General features: G+C 70.7%; 14 protein-coding genes. All 14 read left to right on the top strand.

The window, feature by feature from the left end; all coding sequences use genetic code 11:
- Window positions 1–28 precede the first annotated feature (28 nt).
- The 14 genes from araD to HW837_RS15640 all read left to right on the top strand — a co-directional run bounded on the left by araD (window position 29) and on the right by HW837_RS15640 (window position 17,860).
- Window positions 29–1,750: an L-arabinonate dehydratase gene (araD, locus tag HW837_RS15705; RefSeq protein ID WP_045560878.1), complete on the top strand. Its 1,722-nt coding sequence runs from the start codon at window positions 29–31 to the stop codon at window positions 1,748–1,750.
- 171 nt (window positions 1,751–1,921) lie between these two features.
- The gene (locus tag HW837_RS15700; RefSeq protein WP_045560877.1) at window positions 1,922–2,878 is read left to right on the top strand and encodes a carbohydrate ABC transporter permease; all 957 of its coding nucleotides are present in this window, start codon (window positions 1,922–1,924) and stop codon (window positions 2,876–2,878) included.
- The gene (locus tag HW837_RS15695) at window positions 2,875–3,777 is read left to right on the top strand and encodes a carbohydrate ABC transporter permease (protein ID WP_045560876.1); all 903 of its coding nucleotides are present in this window, start codon (window positions 2,875–2,877) and stop codon (window positions 3,775–3,777) included. The genes HW837_RS15700 and HW837_RS15695 overlap by 4 nt, the downstream gene beginning before the upstream one ends.
- Window positions 3,774–5,078 (top strand): pectate lyase family protein, encoded by a 1,305-nt coding sequence (locus HW837_RS15690; protein ID WP_093788427.1) that lies wholly within the window; start codon window positions 3,774–3,776, stop codon window positions 5,076–5,078. The genes HW837_RS15695 and HW837_RS15690 overlap by 4 nt, the downstream gene beginning before the upstream one ends.
- On the top strand, window positions 5,075–6,250 hold the full coding sequence (locus HW837_RS15685) for a Gfo/Idh/MocA family protein (protein WP_060885190.1): 1,176 nt from the start codon (window positions 5,075–5,077) through the stop codon (window positions 6,248–6,250). Before HW837_RS15690 ends, HW837_RS15685 begins: the two co-directional genes overlap by 4 nt.
- A complete protein-coding gene (locus tag HW837_RS15680) occupies window positions 6,247–7,095 on the top strand; it encodes a DUF6807 domain-containing protein (RefSeq protein WP_045560873.1) in 849 nt (282 codons plus the stop codon). Before HW837_RS15685 ends, HW837_RS15680 begins: the two co-directional genes overlap by 4 nt.
- Window positions 7,092–8,654 (top strand): glycoside hydrolase family 43 protein, encoded by a 1,563-nt coding sequence (locus HW837_RS15675; protein ID WP_371271387.1) that lies wholly within the window; start codon window positions 7,092–7,094, stop codon window positions 8,652–8,654. The genes HW837_RS15680 and HW837_RS15675 overlap by 4 nt, the downstream gene beginning before the upstream one ends.
- A gap of 32 nt (window positions 8,655–8,686) precedes the next feature.
- Window positions 8,687–10,696, top strand: coding sequence for a pectinesterase family protein (locus HW837_RS15670; RefSeq protein ID WP_193381608.1), 2,010 nt, complete (start codon window positions 8,687–8,689; stop codon window positions 10,694–10,696).
- Window positions 10,697–10,767: 71 nt separating this feature from the next.
- Window positions 10,768–12,114, top strand: coding sequence for an ABC transporter substrate-binding protein (locus HW837_RS15665; RefSeq protein ID WP_045560871.1), 1,347 nt, complete (start codon window positions 10,768–10,770; stop codon window positions 12,112–12,114).
- Window positions 12,115–12,251: 137 nt separating this feature from the next.
- Window positions 12,252–13,058, top strand: a complete 807-nt coding sequence (locus tag HW837_RS15660) for a rhamnogalacturonan acetylesterase (RefSeq protein ID WP_045560870.1) — start codon at window positions 12,252–12,254, stop codon at window positions 13,056–13,058.
- Between the two features lie 115 nt (window positions 13,059–13,173).
- Complete coding sequence (locus tag HW837_RS15655; protein ID WP_193381609.1) at window positions 13,174–14,481, top strand: pectate lyase family protein; 1,308 nt, start codon at window positions 13,174–13,176, stop codon at window positions 14,479–14,481.
- Complete coding sequence (locus tag HW837_RS15650; RefSeq protein WP_193381610.1) at window positions 14,481–15,626, top strand: pectinesterase family protein; 1,146 nt, start codon at window positions 14,481–14,483, stop codon at window positions 15,624–15,626. Before HW837_RS15655 ends, HW837_RS15650 begins: the two co-directional genes overlap by 1 nt.
- A 1-nt stretch (window position 15,627) precedes the next feature.
- Entirely contained in the window at window positions 15,628–16,656 is a 1,029-nt protein-coding gene (locus HW837_RS15645; RefSeq protein WP_193381611.1) for a pectinesterase family protein, read from the top strand.
- On the top strand, window positions 16,643–17,860 hold the full coding sequence (locus tag HW837_RS15640) for a dienelactone hydrolase family protein (RefSeq protein WP_193381612.1): 1,218 nt from the start codon (window positions 16,643–16,645) through the stop codon (window positions 17,858–17,860). Before HW837_RS15645 ends, HW837_RS15640 begins: the two co-directional genes overlap by 14 nt.
- Window positions 17,861–17,893 lie beyond the last annotated feature (33 nt).

Genomic DNA, 17,893 nt, shown 5'->3' with positions numbered 1-17,893 from the left:
CGACATGAAGAGGTCCGAAGAACTCCGTATGAAGAAGCCCGAAGACCTCCGCAGCCACCAGTGGTACGGCACCGACGGACTGCGTTCCTTCAGCCACCGGGCCCGTACCCGCCAGCTCGGCTACCTTCCCGAGGAGCACCTCGGCAAGCCGGTCATCGCGATCCTCAACACCTGGTCGGACATCAACCCCTGTCATGTGCACCTCCGGGATCGCGCGCAGGCGGTCAAGCGGGGTGTCTGGCAGGCGGGCGGTTTCCCGCTGGAGTTCCCGGTCTCGACCCTCTCCGAGACCTTCCAGAAGCCGACCCCCATGCTCTACCGCAACATGCTCGCGATGGAGACCGAGGAGCTGCTGCGCTCCTACCCCGTCGACGGGGCCGTGCTGATGGGCGGCTGTGACAAGTCGACGCCCGCGCTGCTGATGGGCGCGGCGAGCGTCGACCTGCCGGCCGTGTTCGTGCCCGCCGGGCCCATGCTGCCGGGGCACTGGCGCAACGAGGTCCTCGGCTCCGGCACCGACATGTGGAAGTACTGGGACGACAAGCGCGCCGGGCTGATCGGCGACTGCGAGATGACCGAGCTGGAGTCCGGTCTCGCGCGGTCGCCGGGGCACTGCATGACCATGGGGACGGCGTCCACGCTGACCGCCGCCGCCGAGGCCCTCGGGGTCACCGTCCCGGGCGCGTCCAGCATCCCGGCCGTCGACTCCGGCCACGACCGCATGGCGGCCGCCGCCGGTCTCCGTATCGTCGAACTGGTCCACCGGGACCGGAAGCTGAGCGACATCCTCACCGCCGACGCCTTCGAGGACGCCGTCACCACCGTCCTCGGGCTCGGCGGCTCCACCAACGCGGTCATCCACCTCATCGCGATGGCCGGCCGCGCGGGCGTCAAGCTCACCCTCGACGACTTCGACCGCGTCGCCCGTACGGTCCCGGTGCTCGCCGACGTCCGGCCCGGCGGCCAGAAGTACCTGATGGAGGACTTCCACTTCGCGGGAGGCCTGCCCGGGTTCCTGTCCCGGATCACCGACCTGCTGCACCTGGACCGGCCGACCGTCTCCCACGACACGATGCGCGAACAGCTCGACGGCGCGCTCGTCCACAACGACGACGTGATCCGGACGCGGGCCAACCCGGTCGCCGCCGAGGGCGGGGTCGCCGTCCTGCGCGGCAACCTCTGTCCGGACGGCGCGGTCATCAAGCACATCTCGGCCGAGCCGCACCTGCTGCGGCACACCGGCCCGGCGGTCGTCTTCGACGACTACCGGACCATGCAGCGGACCATCAACGACCCGTCCCTCGGCATCACCGCCGACAGCGTGCTGGTACTGCGCAACTCCGGCCCCAAGGGCGGCCCGGGCATGCCCGAGTACGGGATGCTGCCCATCCCCGACCACCTGCTGAAGCAGGGCGTACGGGACATGGTGCGGATCTCCGACGCCCGGATGAGCGGCACGAGTTACGGCGCCTGCGTGCTGCACGTCGCGCCGGAGTCGTACATCGGCGGCCCGCTCGCCCTGGTCCGCACCGGCGACCCGATCACCCTCGACGTCGAGGCGCGCACCCTCCACCTCCATGTGGACGACGAGGAGCTGGAGCGCCGCCGAGCGGAGTGGACCCCGCCGCCCACCCGCTACGAACGCGGCTACGGCGCCCTCTACAACGACCAGATCACCCAGGCCGACACCGGCTGCGACTTCGAGTTCCTGGCCAGACCGGGCAAGGTCCCGGACCCGTACGCGGGCTGAGCGCCCCGTAGGGGCGCGGGGAACTGCGCGACCAGCCACCACGCACCCGCCGACGCACGACAAGCCGCACCCCGAACCGCGCACCGCACACCCATGCACAGCGAGAAAGCGCTTCCTGCACCACGACGCACCACGACGCACCACGACAGACCCAGAAACGGAGCCCCAGTCATGGCCCAAGCCGCAGCCGTGGCGAAGCCGCCCGCGCCGCCCCGGCGGAGCCGTGCGCGGAGCAGTGCGCGCCGTGCCTCCGCGACCCCGCGCAGGCTGCCGTACCTGCTGATCGCGCCGGCCGCCCTGCTCATGCTGGGCTTCATCGCCTACCCGGTCATCAGCGTCTTCTATTACAGCCTCCAGCACTACAACCCCACGAAGCCCTGGCGGAACGGCTTCGCCGGCTTCGACAACTTCGTCCACGCCTTCACCGAGGACCCCCTCTTCTGGGACACCCTCGTCTTCAGCGCCAAGTGGGTGATCGTCGAGGTCTCGCTGCAGCTGCTCTTCGGTCTCGCCCTCGCGCTCATCGTCAACCAGACCTTCGTCGGCCGGGCCGTCGGCCGCGCCCTGGTCTTCTCCCCGTGGGCCGTCTCCGGCGTGCTGACCTCCGCGATCTGGGTGCTGCTCTACAACTCCCAGACCGGCATCACCCGCTACCTCGCGGACATGGGCATCGGCGAGTACGGCACCAGCTGGCTCTCCGACACCTCCACCGTCTTCTCGGCGGCGGTCGTCGCCGACCTGTGGCGCGGTGTCCCCTTCTTCGCGATCCTCATCCTCGCCGACCTCCAGTCCGTCTCGAAGGACCTGTACGAGGCCGCCGAGGTCGACGGCGCCAGCCGTGTCCGGCAGTTCCTGCACATCACGCTGCCGCACCTGAAGGACGCGATCATCCTCTCCACGCTGCTGCGCGCGGTGTGGGAGTTCAACAACGTCGACCTGCTGTACACCCTGACGGGCGGCGGACCGGCCGGAGTGACGACCACGCTCCCGCTGTACATCGCCAACACCTCCGTCGACGCCCACAACTTCGGCTACGCGTCCGCCCTGACCACGGTCGCGTTCGTGATCCTGCTCTTCTGCTCGATGGTCTATCTGCGGCTGAGCAAGTTCGGAGGCGAGTCCAAGTGATCACCAAGGACGCCGAGAGGACCGTACCGGTGACGTCCGCGCCCGCGGCCGAGGAGCCCCCGCAGCGGCCCGGAAAGGTCCGCAGGGCCTGGGACGAGGTGCCGCGCTGGCAGATCTACCTGCCGCTGGGGATCTACCTGGTCTTCACCCTCGTCCCCTTCTACTGGATCCTGCTCTTCGCGCTGCGCAAGCCCGGCTCGACCTCGCTCGTGCCCTGGCCGATGACGTTCGAGCACTTCGAGAAGGTGTGGAACGAGCGGTCGTTCGGCATCTACTTCCAGAACAGCGTGCTGGTCGGCGTGGTCACCCTGGTGATGACCACCCTGGTCGCCCTGGCCGGCGGCTACGCCCTCGCCCGCTTCGACTTCAAGATCAAGCGCGGGTTCATGCTGGCGCTGCTGTGCTCCCAGTTCGTGCCGGGCGCACTGCTCCTCGTGCCGCTGTTCCAGATCTTCGCCGAACTGCGGATGATCAACTCGCTCGGCAGTGTCATCCTCGCCGAGACGGTCTTCCAGCTGCCGCTGTCGATCATCCTGATCAGCAACTTCATCAAGAACGTGCCGTACACGCTGGAGGAAGCGGCCTGGGTGGACGGCTGCAACCGCTTCACCGCGTTCCGGGTGGTCGTGCTGCCGCTGCTGCGGCCCGGCCTGATCGCCGTCGGCTCCTTCGCCTTCGTGCACTCCTGGAACCACTTCCTCTTCGCCCTGATGTTCCTCAACAACCAGGCCAAGCAGACCATCCCGGTCGGCCTCAACACCCTGCTCAGCGCCGACAGCGTCGACCTGGGCGCGCTGGCCGCGGGCGGCATCATCGCCGCCGTCCCGGTGGTCATCGTCTTCGCCTTCATCCAGAAGTGGCTGATCACGGGCTTCAGCGCGGGGGCGGTGAAGGGATGACCGGACGCGGGAGGAGCCTGCGACTCCTCGCCCTGTCGGGGGTGCTGGGCTGCGCGCTCACCACCCCGGCCGGGGCGGAGTCCCGGGACATCGGCCGGGACACGCTCGCGACGGACGACGGCTGGGCGGCGGCCGACGGTGGTACCACGGGGGGTTCCACCGCCGACGACGCCCACGTCTTCACCGTCCGCACCCGCGCCGAACTGGTGCGCGCGCTCGACGGAGGCAGCGCCACCCCGAAGATCATCCGGATCGCCGGGACCATCGACGCCAACACCTCCGACGACGGCGAGCGGCTCGACTGCGCCGACTACGCGACCGACGGCTACGACCTGCGGAAGTACCTGGCCGCCTACGACCCGCGCACCTGGGGCTCCGCCAAGCCCGCCGGCCCCCAGGAGGAGGCCCGCCAGGCGTCGGCGGCCAAGCAGGCCGAACGGGTCGAGCTGGCCGTCGGCTCCAACACCACCGTCGTCGGCCTCGAGGGCGCCGTCCTGAAGGGCGCGAGCCTCCAGCTCAGGGGCGCGGACAATGTCATCGTCCGCGACCTCGAACTGCGCGACGCCTACGACTGCTTCCCCGTCTGGCAGCCCAACACCGGCGGCCTCGGCGACTGGAAGACGGCGTACGACAACATCTGGGTGCGCGGCTCCAGCCACGTCTGGATCGACCACGTCACGATCTCCGACCGGGGGCACGCCGACGAGGACGAGCCGATGTACTTCGGCCGCAACTACCTCCGCCACGACGGCCTGCTGGACATCACCAACGCCTCCGACCTGGTGACCGTCTCCTGGTCCCGCTTCGCCGACCACGACAAGGGCATCCTGATCGGCAACGGCGACACGGCCACCGGCGACCGGGGCAGGCTGCGGGTGACGCTGCACCACAACCAGTTCGAGAACGTCGTGCAGCGCGCGCCGCGCGTCCGCTTCGGACAGGTGCACCTCTACAACAACCGCTACGTCGTCCCGGCCGGCGCCCACGACTACCGCTACTCCGTCGGTGTCTCCACCGAGTCCGCCGTGTACGCGGAGAACAACGCGTTCACCACACCCGGCCACATCGAGGCCGCCGACCTGGTCAAGAGCTGGAACGGCACCGCCCTGCACCAGACGGGCACCCTCTTCAACGGCTATCCGGTGGATCTCCTGGCCATATACAACGCCTACAACTCCGGCAGCGAGCGGGATCTCACGGCCGACGTGGGCTGGACGCCTACCCTGCACCAAAAGATCGACAGCGCCGGGAGGGCCGACCGAGAGGTGGCACGCGGCGCGGGCGCAGGGAGGATCCGATGAACACCACGACGTACGAGAGCCCGCTTCCGCTCGTCCTCGCGGGCGCCCGCGGCCACGGCCGCTGGCACCTGGAGAACATCCGGCGGCTCGCGGACAAGGGGATCGTCCGGCTCGCCGGGATCTGCGAACTGACCCCGCTGGGCGCGGACGAGATCCCCGACGGCCTCGGCACGCCCGAGCAGTCCGCCGACTTCGGGGCGCTCCTCGACTCCACGGGCGCGGCGATCGCCGTGATCTGCACGCCCATCCCCACCCACACCGACCTGGCCCTGACGGCCGCCGAGCGGGGCGTCCACGTTCTGCTGGAGAAGCCGCCGGCCCCGTCGTACGCCGAGTTCCGCCGGATGGCCGACGGGGTCGCGGCGGCCGGGACGGTCTGCCAGATCGGCTTCCAGTCGCTGGGCTCGCACGCCCTGCCCGCGATCCGCCAGATGGTCGCGGAGGGCCTCATCGGCGAGGTCGTCGGCATCGGCGGCGCCGGTGCCTGGGCCCGCGCGGAGGCGTACTACCGGCGCGCGCCCTGGGCCGGGAAGCGGCGCATGAACGGCGTGGACGTGATCGACGGGGCGCTCACCAACCCGCTCGCGCACGCCGTCGCCACCGGGCTGGCCCTCGCCGGCGCGGGCCGGGCCGAGGACGTCGCCGGCATCGAGACCGAGCTGCTGCGCGCCAACGACATCGAGTCCGACGACACCTCCTGCGTCCGGATCACCACCACCGGCGGCGGCCGGGTCACCGTCGCCGCCACGCTGTGCGCCGAGGACCCGGACGACCCGTACAACGTCGTCCACGGCACCAGCGGCCGGATCACCTTCTGGTACAAGCAGGACCGGGTGCTCGTCCAGCGCGCCGGACACGGCCCGGAGGAGATCGAGTACGGCCGCACGGACCTGCTGGAGAACCTCGTCGACCATCTCGTCGACGGCACCGAGCTGCTGGTCCCGCCGGAGGTGACCGGCGCGTTCATGAAGGTCGTCGAGGCGATCCGGGTCGCCCCCGACCCGATCGCGCTCCCGGCGGGCGCCTGGCACCGCCTGCCCGACGAGGACCGCCGGGTCGTCGACGGCATCGACGGACTCGTCGCGGCCGCCGCCGACGACCTCGCCCTCTACTCCGAACTCGGCGCCCCCTGGGCGCTCCCCGAAGCACCGGCGAAAGAGGTGAGCACATGACGATCACCGACGACTCCCTGATCCTGCGCGTCGCGGGCCGTCCGGTGGGCCGCTACCTCACCCGGCCCGAGCTGCCGGAACGGCTCTCCCCGCGCCCCTGTCTGCATCCCGTCACCACCCTGTCCGGTACGGCGGTCACCGAGCTGAGTCCCGCCGACCACCTCCACCACCTCGGCGTCGGTGTCGCCGTTCCCGACGTCGAGGGGCACAACTTCTGGGGCGGACGGACCTACGTCCGCGACCAGGGCCCGACCGAGCTCGACAACCACGGCTCCCAGCGCCACACCGCCTTCCAGCTGCGCGACCCCGACGGCTTCGTCGAGGAGCTGCGCTGGGTGGCGGCCGGCCGGGAGCTGCTGCGCGAACGCCGTACCGTCGCGGCCACCGAACTCACCGACTCCGCCTGGGCGCTGGACTTCACCTTCTCCCTCACCAACATCACCGACGACCCGGTGTCGATCGGCAGCCCCGCCACCAACGGCCGCCCCGGCGCCGCGTACGGCGGCTTCTTCTGGCGGGCCCGCAAGGAGGCCACGGCACCCCGGGTCTTCACCGCCGAGGCGGAGGGGGAGGCCGAGGCGCACGGCAGCCGCGCCGACTGGCTCGCCCTGGCCGGCGAGAACTGGACGCTCGTCTTCGCCGGGGCCACCGCGACCACCCGGCGCGACCCCTGGTTCGTCCGCGCCGACGAGTACCCGGGCGTCGGCTCCTCCCTCGCCCACACCGACCGTCTTCCCGTCGAGCCGGGCGGGACGGCCGTACGCCGGGTCGTCACCGTCGTCGCCGACGGCACCCTCGGCCGGGGCGAGGCGGCGGCCCTCGTCCGCAAGGCGGTGAGCCCGTGACCACCTCGGTGAGCGCACCCGCCTTCTCCGCCGACCTGGGCGACGGCACCTACCGCAACCCGGTCCTCGACGCCGACTGGTCCGACCCCGACGTCCTGCGCGTGGCCGACGACTTCTACATGACGGCCTCCAGCTTCGGCCGGGCCCCGGGCCTTCCCCTGCTCCACTCCCGGGACCTGGTCAACTGGACGCTCGTCGGCCACGCGCTGCATCTACTCGAACCCGCCGCCGAGTTCAGGGCACCGCGCCACGACTGCGGGGTGTGGGCGCCCTCGCTGCGCCACTTCGACGACCGGTTCTGGATCTTCTGGGGCGACCCCGACCAGGGCATCTTCCAGGTCAACGCCCCCGGGATCAGGGGCCCTTGGACCCGGCCGCACCTGGTGAAGGAGGGCAAGGGACTCATCGACCCCTGTCCGCTGTGGGACGAGGAGACCGGCGAGGCGTACCTGGTGCACGCCTGGGCCAAGTCCCGTTCCGGCGTCAAGAACCGGCTCACCGGCCACCGGATGCGGCCCGACGGGACGGGGCTGCTCGACGACGGCAAGGTGATCGTCGACGCGGACCGGCTCCCCGGCTGGTTCACGCTGGAGGGGCCCAAGCTCTACCGTCACGACGGCTGGTACTGGATCTTCGCCCCCGCCGGGGGCGTGGAGACCGGCTGGCAGGGCGCCTTACGCTCCCGTGACTTCTTCGGCCCGTACGAGGAACGGATCGTCCTGGAGCAGAAGGACACCGACGTCAACGGGCCGCACCAGGGCGGCTGGGTGCGCACGGCGGCCGGCGAGGACTGGTTCCTGCACTTCCAGCAGCGGGGCGCCTACGGCAGGGTCGTCCACCTCCAGCCGATGCGCTGGGGGCCGGACGGCTGGCCCGTGCTCGGCGACGACGGCGCCCCCGTCGCGGTCCACCGCAAGCCGGAGCTGCCGACGCAGCCGCCGGCCGCGCCCGCGCTCGACGACGACTTCCCCGGCGGCCGCTTCGGACGCCAGTGGCAGTGGACCGCGAACCCGCAGGACGGCTGGGCCACCCAGCACTCCGGCGACGGGCTGCGGCTCACGTGCGTGCGCTCCGTGCACGCGCACGACCTGCGGAAACTGGCGAATGTGCTCACACAGCGGCTGCCGGGGATCCCCGCCGTCGTCGAGGTGGACCTGAGGCTCGACAGTGAGGAACCGGGAGCGCGCGCCGGGCTCGCCGTGCTCGGGGACGCGTTCCGCTGGATCGGGCTCCAGCGGGGCGCCGACGGGACCGTGCACCTCGTCCACCGGTTCGCCGAGACCGTCGCCGAGCGGGAACGGGACGCCGATCACGCGCGCCCGGCGCCCGGGGGACGGGCCCGGCTGCGGATCGAGACCTCGGCCGGGGCGCGCTGCCGGTTCTCCTACGACGTGGGGGAGGGGTGGCAGCCCTCGGGACAGGTCTTCGCCGCGACCCCCTGGCGCTGGGTCGGCGCCCTGCTCGGCCTCTTCGCGGTCGCGCCCACCGGCGGGGGCCACGCCGGGGCGGCCACGTTCACGCAGTTCCGGATCACCGCCGCGCGGGACACCACCGCCTGACCGCAGTCCTCGTACGCCTGTTGGGAGCCGCAATGACGCACCTCCGTAGCAAGCGCTTGCCGCGCCGGGGGAGAACCCTCGCCGCCGTCACCGCACTGATCGCCTCGTTCGTCGTCGGCGCGTTCACCCCGGCGGAGGCCGCACAGCCCGCGACGGCCGCCGACGCCGCCGCCGGGTACGGCGCGGCACCCCGCTGGACCGACCGCCCGCACGGGTTCGCCTCCCTCGACGGCGGCACCACCGGCGGCGCGGGCGGCAAGGTCGTGACCGTCACCGACCAGGCCGCACTGGCGCGGTACGCGTCCGCCGAGGAGCCGTACGTCATCCGGGTCAAGGGGACCGTCGACGTCGAACCCTTCGGCTCCGACGTGGTCGTGACCTCGAACAAGACGATCATCGGCGTCGGCGACAGTGCCGAGATCGTCCACGGCGAACTGCACCTCAACCCCGGGACCAGCAACGTCATCATCCGCAATCTGACGATCCGGGACTCCTACGTCGAGGGCGACTGGGACGGCAAGACCACCGACTTCGACGCGATCCAGATGGACACCGTCGACCACGTCTGGATCGACCACAACCGCTTCGAGCACATGGGCGACGGGCTGCTCGACATCCGCAAGGACAGTCGGTACATCACCGTCTCCCACAACCAGTTCAAGAACCACAACAAGGCCCTCGGCATCGGCTGGACGACGAATCTCCAGACCGAGATCACCATCGACCACAACTGGTTCACCGGCACCAAACAGCGCAACCCCTCCGCCGACAACTGCGCCTACGCCCACCTCTACAACAACTACCTCTCGGCGCAGGTGTCCGACGGCGACCCCGTGTGGACGTACGGGAACTGGGCGCGCGGCCGGACCAGGATGGTCATCGAGAACAGCTACTACGACGGCGTCCAGCACCCCTACCAGGCCGACGCCACCGCCGAGTTGGTGCAGCGGGGATCGATCCTGAAGAACGTCAGCGGACGGCAGGAGACCTGGGGCGCGGCCTTCGACCCGAGGGACTTCTACCGCTACCGGCTCGACCCGGCCGCCGCAGTCCCCGCGCTGGTCACCCGGTTCTCCGGCCCGCAGAAGACGCTCGGCACGAACACCGTGCTGAACGTCCCCGGCGACCACGCGACCGTGCAGGCAGCCGTCGACGCCGTGCCCGCCGGCAACGACGGCACCGTCACGATCCGCATCGCGCCCGGCACCTACCGGGCCAAGGTCCTGATCCCCGCGAACAAGCCGAATCTGGTGCTGCAGGGGACTGGACAAGATCGCTCGGACACCGTCATCGTCTTCGACACACCCGCCGCGAACGGCGGCTCCAACGGCAGCGCCACCGTGCGGATCCTCGCCAGTGACGTCACCGCCCGCAATCTCACCTTCAGCAACGACTTCGACGAGGCCGCGCACGAGGTGAACGGCGAGCAGGCGCTCGCGATGAAGACCACCGGCGACCGGATCGTCTTCGAGAACACGGCCTTCCTGGGCAACCAGGACACCCTGATGACGGACAGCCCCAAGCTCGACGTCGTCAGCCGGGTCTACATCCGCGACTCCTACATCGAGGGCGATGTCGACTTCATCTACGGCCGGGCCACCACCGTCATCGAGCGCTCCCTGATCAAGGCGCTCAGCCGGGGCTCGGACAGCAACAACGGCTACATCACGGCCGCCTCGACCTGGAAGCAGAACCCCTACGGGTTCCTGATCACCCGGTCGAAGGTCGTCAGCGACGCGCCCGCCGGGACGTACCACCTCGGCCGGCCCTGGCACCCGGGCGGCGAGCCGGACGCGATCGCCCAGGTGCTCTTCCGGGAGACCGAACTGCCCGCCGCGATCAAGTCGTCGCCGTGGACGGACATGAGCGGCTTCTCCTGGAAGGACGCGCGGTTCACGGAGTACCGGACGTACGGGCCGGGGTCCGCGGTCACCGCCGACCGGCCGCAGCTCCACGACGCGGCCGCCTCGACCCACACGGTCACCAAGTACCTCGCGGGGACGGACGGCTGGGCGCCGCATCGCGGTCGCGCCGGCCACTGAGTCCGCCCCGGAGACAGCACAGACCCCCCACAACTTCATAACCCTCGTATCCAGAAGAAGAGAGCCGTTCAATGAAGATCAGCAATCGCAGAAGCAGGCGTGCCGCCGCGGCCGTCGCCCTGGGTTCCGTTCTCGCGCTGACCGCCACCGCCTGCGGTGACGACGGCAGCGGCGCGGGCGGGGACAAGGGCTCCGAAGGCAGCGGCAAGGGCAAGGTTCTCTTCTGGGACAACAACGGCGGTGTCCGCACCGAGATCTGGAAGGAGATCATCGCCGACTTCGAGAAGGCCAACCCGGACATCAAGGTCGAGTACGTCGGGATCGCCGCCACCGAGTACCAGTCCAAGGTCGACACCGCCATCCAGGGCGGCGGCCTGCCGGACGTCGGCGGTGTCGGCGCGGCCATGGCCGCCGGGTTCGCCGCGCAGGGCGCGCTGGAGCCCCTCGACAACCGGCTCTCCAAGTCCTCCCTCAGCGGCAAGCTCAACGAGGCGATGGTCGAGTCGCTGAAGTCCGCCGGCGGCGGCGACTCCCTCTACTCGATCCCGACCTCCGCCAACAACGGTGTCCTCTACTACCGCACCGACCTGTTCAAGGCGGCGGGCCTGGCCGCGCCGACCGACTGGGACAAGTTCTACAAGGCCGCGGAGAAGCTCACCGACAAGGACAAGAACAAGTTCGGCTACACCATCCGCGGCGGCGCCGGCTCCATCGCGCAGGCGCTGGACGCGATGTACGGGCAGTCCGGGATCACCTCGTTCTGGGACGCGAGCGGTGAGAAGACCACCGTCAACGACCCGAAGAACGTCGCGGCCCTGGAGAAGTACGTCGGCCTCTACAAGAAGGTCACGCCCGCGGCCGACCTCAACAACGACTTCACCAAGATGGTCGCGCAGTTCGACTCCGGCACGATCGGCATGCTCAACCACAACCTGGGCTCCTACCAGGACCATGTGAAGGCGTTCGGCGACAAGTTCCGGGGCATCCCGCAGCCGACCGGTCCCGACGGCAAGCGGGTCCAGGTGTCCAACCCGGTCGACGGGCTCGGCATGTTCAAGAGCTCGAAGAACAAGGAAGCCGCCTGGAAGTTCATCGAGTTCGCGACCTCGCACGAGGAGAACTCCAAGTTCAACAAGTCGGCCGGACAGGTGCCGTCGAACAACGACGCCGCGAAGGACACCTGGATCTCCGAGGCGGAGCCGACGAAGCTCGCCGCCGCCGCGCTGACCGACGGCTCGACCTCGATCGTGCAGCTGCCGTACTACCTGCCGGACTGGAACACGATCTCCAAGGCCGACAACGAGCCGGCCTTCCAGAAGGTGATGGACGGGCAGAGCACGGCGAAGGAGTTCCTGGACACGCTCGCCGACCAGCTGAACACGGCGCAGGCCGAGTGGAACGAGCAGAAGAAGGGCTGAGAGCTCGGTCCGGTTCGTTCGCGGCCGGCTGACGGCTTGTCGGGGCTGGTCGCGCCCACGCGGCGGAGCCGCACATGTCACGGCCCCGCGCCCCTTCGGGGCGCGGGGGTAACCCCTGTTGAGAAAGGCACCCGCACGTGTCACTCACCCGTAGACAGGTCACCACCGCGGCGCTCGCCGCTGTTCCGCTCGCCGTCGCCGCCACGGGCCCCGCGTCCGCCGCCGCGGCCTCCGGCGGTCCCCGGCGAGAGCGCACCCTCTACATCGCCGGCGACTCCACCGCCGCCCAGAAGTACGCCGACGCCGCGCCCGAGACCGGGTGGGGGATGGCGCTGCCGTTCTTCCTCGGGAAGGGGCTGGCGGTCTCCAACCACGCCGTGAACGGCCGGAGTTCGAAGAGCTTCATCGACGAGGGGCGGCTCGACGTCATCCTCGGGGCGATCCGGCCCGGGGACTTCCTCGTCATCCAGTTCGGGCACAACGACTCCAAGATCGCCGATCCCACGCGGTACACCGAGCCGTGGACGACGTACCAGGACCACCTGCGCCAGTACATCGACGGTGCGCGGGCGCGGGGCGCCCGGCCGGTGCTCGCCACCTCCGTCGAGCGCAGAAAGTTCGACGCGAGCGGCAACGCCGTACCGACCCACGGCGACTATCCGGCAGCGGCGATCGCTCTCGCCGCGGAGGAGGGTGTCGCCCTCCTCGACATCCAGGCGCTGTCCATCGCGTTGTGGCAGCGGCTCGGGGTCGAGGAGACCAAGAAGTACTTCAACTGGACCGCGACCGAGCAGGACAACACGCACTTCAACCCGCCGGGAGCGATTGCCGTGGCCCGGCTGGTGGCGGGTGAGTTGCTGCGCCGTCGGGTGCTTTCGCCGCGGGACGTTCGTCGATTGGGCGAAGAGATCCCGGAGTCGTGGATCACCTGGCCGGAAGCGTAGTGCTCCGCTCGTAGGTCGGTTTTCGGCTGCGGGGCCGTTGTGGCTGGTCGCGCAGTTCCCCGCGCCCCTTTGCAGGGGCTCGACATCCCCCTTTGCTTTGAAAGGAACCGCACACATGCGTCCTCGTATCTGGCATGCCCATGTCATGACATCTGTCGTCGGCTGCACCGCGCTCGTGCTCGGGGTCGCCGGCACCGGTGTCGCCCAGGCCCAGGGCAGTGATCTCGGCCGGCAGGTCCTCGGCGCCGGGGACGGATGGGGCTCGGCCGAAGGCGGCACCACCGGTGGCTCGGCGGCCGACGCCGAGCATGTCTACACGGTCACCACCTGGGCCGAGTTCAAGGCCGCGCTGGCGACCGGCGGAAACGCCCCGAAGATCATCAAGGTGAAGGGGATGATCGACGCCGTCGCCGAGGGCTGCGAGGCCTTCGTCGCCGGCGGGTACGACCTCCAGCAGTACCTGAAGGACTACGACCCGGCCACCTACGGCAACGACCAGGTCGCCAAGGGCCCCCAGGAGGACGCGCGGGTCGCCTCCATGGCCAACCAGGACTCGGCGATCAAGGCCAACATCCCCAGCAACACCACCATCGTCGGCGTCGGCAAGAACTCCGGCATCCTCGGCGGCAGCCTCCAGATCAAGGGTGTCTCCAACGTCATCCTGCGCAACCTCACCATCGAGGCGCCGCTCGACTGCTTCCCCAAGTGGGACCCCACCGACGACAACAACACCGGCAACTGGAACTCCGAGTACGACGCCGTCGTCGTGTTCGGCACCGACCATGTCTGGCTCGACCACAACACGTTCACCGACGGGCGCCACCCCGACAGAGAGCGGCCGGTCTACTTCGGCAAGGTCTTCCAGCAGCACGACGGCCTGACCGACATCGTGCGCGGCTCCAACTACGTGACCGTCTCCTGGAACCGCTTCGAGAACCACGACAAGAACATGCTGATCGGCAACAGCGACGGCACCGCCGCCCTCGACGCCGGCAAGCTCAAGGTCACCATGCACCACAACCGCTTCGACGGGATCCTCCAGCGCTCCCCGCGCGTGCGGTTCGGCCAGGTCGACGTCTACAACAACCACTACCTGGTGACCGAGGAGCAGAAGGACGACTACTACATCTTCGGTGTCGGCCTGTCCTCGCAGCTCCACGCCAGCGACAACGCGATCACGCTGCCGGCGGGCGCGAGCGTCGGCAAGGCCCTGAAGAGGTGGAACGACTCCCCGCTCACCGCCGAGAACAACTACGTCAACGGCAGGCTGACGGACCTCATCGCCGTCCACAACGCCGAGATCCCCGCGGAGTTCCTCCGCTCCGGCGCCGGCTGGACACCCACCCTGCGGACCAAGGTCGACTCGCCGCGCGCGGTGCCGGGCATCGTCGCGAACCGCGCGGGCGCCGGGAAGGTCTGCTGATGGCCGAGCGCCACCCGGGGCCGAGCAGACGGTCGTTCGTGGCCGCCGGGGTCGGGACCGCACTCGCGCTCGCCGTCGCGACCCCGGCCCAAGCGGCCCCGGCGGCCGAGGCCGACCGTGCTGCCCGCGGCCGCCGGGTCTTCGGGCGGTACGGATCGCCGTCCGCCCGCCTCGACGCCCTGACCCTGTACGTGGACGCCGGCGGCGCCGGTGACTTCACCACCGTCCAGGCCGCCGTCACCGCCGCGAGCGGGAGTGGATACACGCTGGTCGTGGCCCCGGGCGTGTACCGGGAGACCGTCGCGGTCACCGCCGCCCGTACGGAGATGACCTGGATCGGGGCCTCCGGCGACGCCCGGGACGTCGTGGTCGTCTACGACAACGCGGCCGGCACCCCGAAGCCCGGCGGCGGCACCTACGGCACCACCGGCTCCGCCACGACCCTGGTGCAGGGCGCCGGGTTCACCGCGCGGGACATCACCTTCGCCAACGACTGGCTGCGCGCCGATCACCCCGGGATCAGCGGCACCCAGGCCGTCGCCATCAAGGTGCAGGGCGACCGGTCGGCGTTCTTCCGATGCCGGTTCCTCGGCCACCAGGACACGCTGTACGCCGACTCGATGGCGCTCGGCGCCTTCGCCCGGCAGTACTTCCGCGACTGCTACGCCGAGGGGGACGTGGACTTCGTCTTCGGGCGGGCCACGGCCGTCTTCGAACGCTGCCGGTTCCACACCCTGACCAGGACCGATCTGGCCTCCGCCCCCTACGGGTTCGTCTTCGCGCCCTCCACGGCCGGCGCCAACCCGCGCGGGTATCTGGTGACCCGGAGCCGCGTCACCAGCGAGGCCCCGGACGCCTTCTACAAGCTGGCCCGCCCCTGGGTGCCCAGCTCGGACACCACCGCCCGGCCCATGCTCACCGTGCGCGAGACCCGTCTCGGTGCAGGGATCGACGCGGTCGCGCCCTACACCGACATGTCGGCGGGCTTCCCCTGGCAGGACCAGCGGTTCGCCGAGTACCGGAACACCGGACCGGGCGCCGTGGTCTCCGTCCCGGAGAACCGACCCCAACTCACGGCCGCCGAAGCCGCCTCCGCCACCCGTGAGGCGTACCTCGGTGACTGGACCCCGTCGGAGAGGTGCTGAGATGCGCCGGCGCACCCTCCTCGGCGGGATCGCCGGCGGCCTGGTGGCCGCCGGCGCGGCCCCCGCCCTCGCCCACGGCCGCCGGGTCCTGCACGTCCGCCCCGGCGGATCGGTCCAGGCCGCCGTGGACGCCGTCACCGGCCCCGGGTGGACGATCGTCGTCCACCCGGGCACGTACCGCGAGGTCGTCAACATACCTGTGGAAAAAGGGGAGTTGACCCTGCGCGGCGCGTCCCACGACCCGCGCGCCGCCGTGGTCGTCTTCGACCGCGCCAACGGCACCCCGAGGCCCGAGGGCGGCACCTACGGCACGGCGGGCTCCGCCACCTTCACCTCGGCGGCACCCGGCCTGACCGTGCGCGACCTGACCCTCGCCAACGACTGGCTGCGGGCGGACCACCCGGACTACACCGGGACCCAGGCCGTCGCCGCGTACGTCACCGGGGACCGCTCGCACTTCGAGAACGTCCGGTTCCTCGCCCACCAGGACACCCTGTTCGCGGACACCACCGCGCTCGACGCCTTCGACCGGCAGTACTACCGGCACTGCCACATCGAGGGCGACGTCGACTTCGTGTTCGGGCGGGCCCGCGCCGTCTTCGACTCCTGCCACTTCCGCACCCTCCAGCGGGACGTGTCCTTCACCCCCAAGGGCATGGTCTTCGCCCCCGCGACCGCCCGCGCCAACCCCTACGGCTTCCTCGCCCTGCGCGGCCGGATCACCTCCGGCGCGGAGGACGCCGCGTACAAGATCGCCCGGCCCTGGGTGCCGTCGTACGAGACGACCGCCTGGCCCTCGCTGGTCGTGCGGGACACCTGGATCGGCCCCGGCATCGACGCGGTCGCGCCCTACACCAACATGCGCGACGCCTACCCCTGGCAGACCATGCGCTTCCGCGAGCACGCCAACTCCGGCCCGGGCGCGGTCGTCTCCGTGCCGGAGAACCGGCCGCAGCTGACGGCGGCCGAGGCACGGGAGCACACCCGGCGGACGTATCTCGGGGACTGGAGGCCGTATGCCGGCCGGTGAACCGGCGGGCGACCCCGGCCCGGCCGGCACCCGCCGGTCCGTGGGGCGCCGCGCCTTCGTCGTGGGCGCGGGGGCGGCGGCGCTCCTCACGGGGACGGCGACGCCGGCGGCCGGGGCGGAACGCGTGGACCTCGCCGGGTCCGCCATGGCCGGTGCCCTCCCCGACTTCCACCCCCTGCTCAAGGAGGAGTTGCGTTTCCCGCTCGCCTGGGGCACCTCACCGATCCGGGACTTCCGCGCCTGGCGGCGGGCGGCCCGGGCCAAGGTCGAGGAGCATCTGTTCGTCGGACGGGACGACACCCCGTACGAGCCCGAGTTCGGCGGGGAGCGCGGCGAAGGAGACGGCTACACCCGCGAGACGGTCACCTTCTCCCTCACCCGGTACGGCCGGGTCCGGGGCGCCCTGCTCACCCCGCACGGCACCGGCCCGTTCCCGGCGGTCCTCCTCCTGCACGACCACGGCGCCAAGTTCGACATCGGCAAGGAGAAGCTGGTCCGGCCGTGGTTCGACGAGAGCCGGCTGGCCTCCGCGCAGGCCTGGGCCGACCGGTACTTCAGCGGCCGTTTCGTCGGCGACGAACTGGCCCGGCGCGGCTATGTCGTCCTCGCCGTGGACGCGCTCGGCTGGGGCGACCGGGGCCCGACGACCTACGAGGAGCAGCAGGCCCTCGCCAGCAACCTCTACAACCTGGGCTCGTCGCTCGCCGGGCTGATGGCCCGGGAGGACGTGCGCGCGGCCGGTTTCCTGGCCGGTCTGGACCGGGTGGACCGCCGCCGCGTGGCCGCCCTCGGGTTCTCCATGGGCGCCTTCCGGGCCTGGCAGACGGCCGCGCTCAGCGACGACATCGCGGCCGCCGCGAGCGTGTGCTGGATGACCGGCCTCAAGGAGGTCATGGTCCCCGGCAACAACATCCTGCGCGGCCAGTCCTCCTACTACATGCTCCACCCCGGGCTCGCCCGGCACCTCGACTTCCCCGACGTGGCGAGCATCGGCGCCCCCAAGCCGATGCTCTTCCTCCACGGCGGCCAGGACCCCCTCTTCACCGAGGAGGGCGTCCGGGTCGCGCACGAGAAGCTGCGCGCCGTCTGGCGCTCACGCCACGCCGGGGAGCGGTTGGACCTGCGTATCCGGCCGGACCTCGGCCATGTGTTCACCGCACCCCAGCAGGACGAGGTCGTCGACTGGTTCGACTCCGTCCTGTGAACGACCCCACCCGCACGAGAAAGGAACCGCTCT

The organism is Streptomyces caniscabiei, from assembly GCF_014930365.1.
Lineage (GTDB): Bacteria > Actinomycetota > Actinomycetes > Streptomycetales > Streptomycetaceae > Streptomyces > Streptomyces caniscabiei.
The sequence above is the reverse complement of the archived record's forward strand: the minus strand, read 5'-3'. Positions and strand labels throughout refer to the sequence as shown.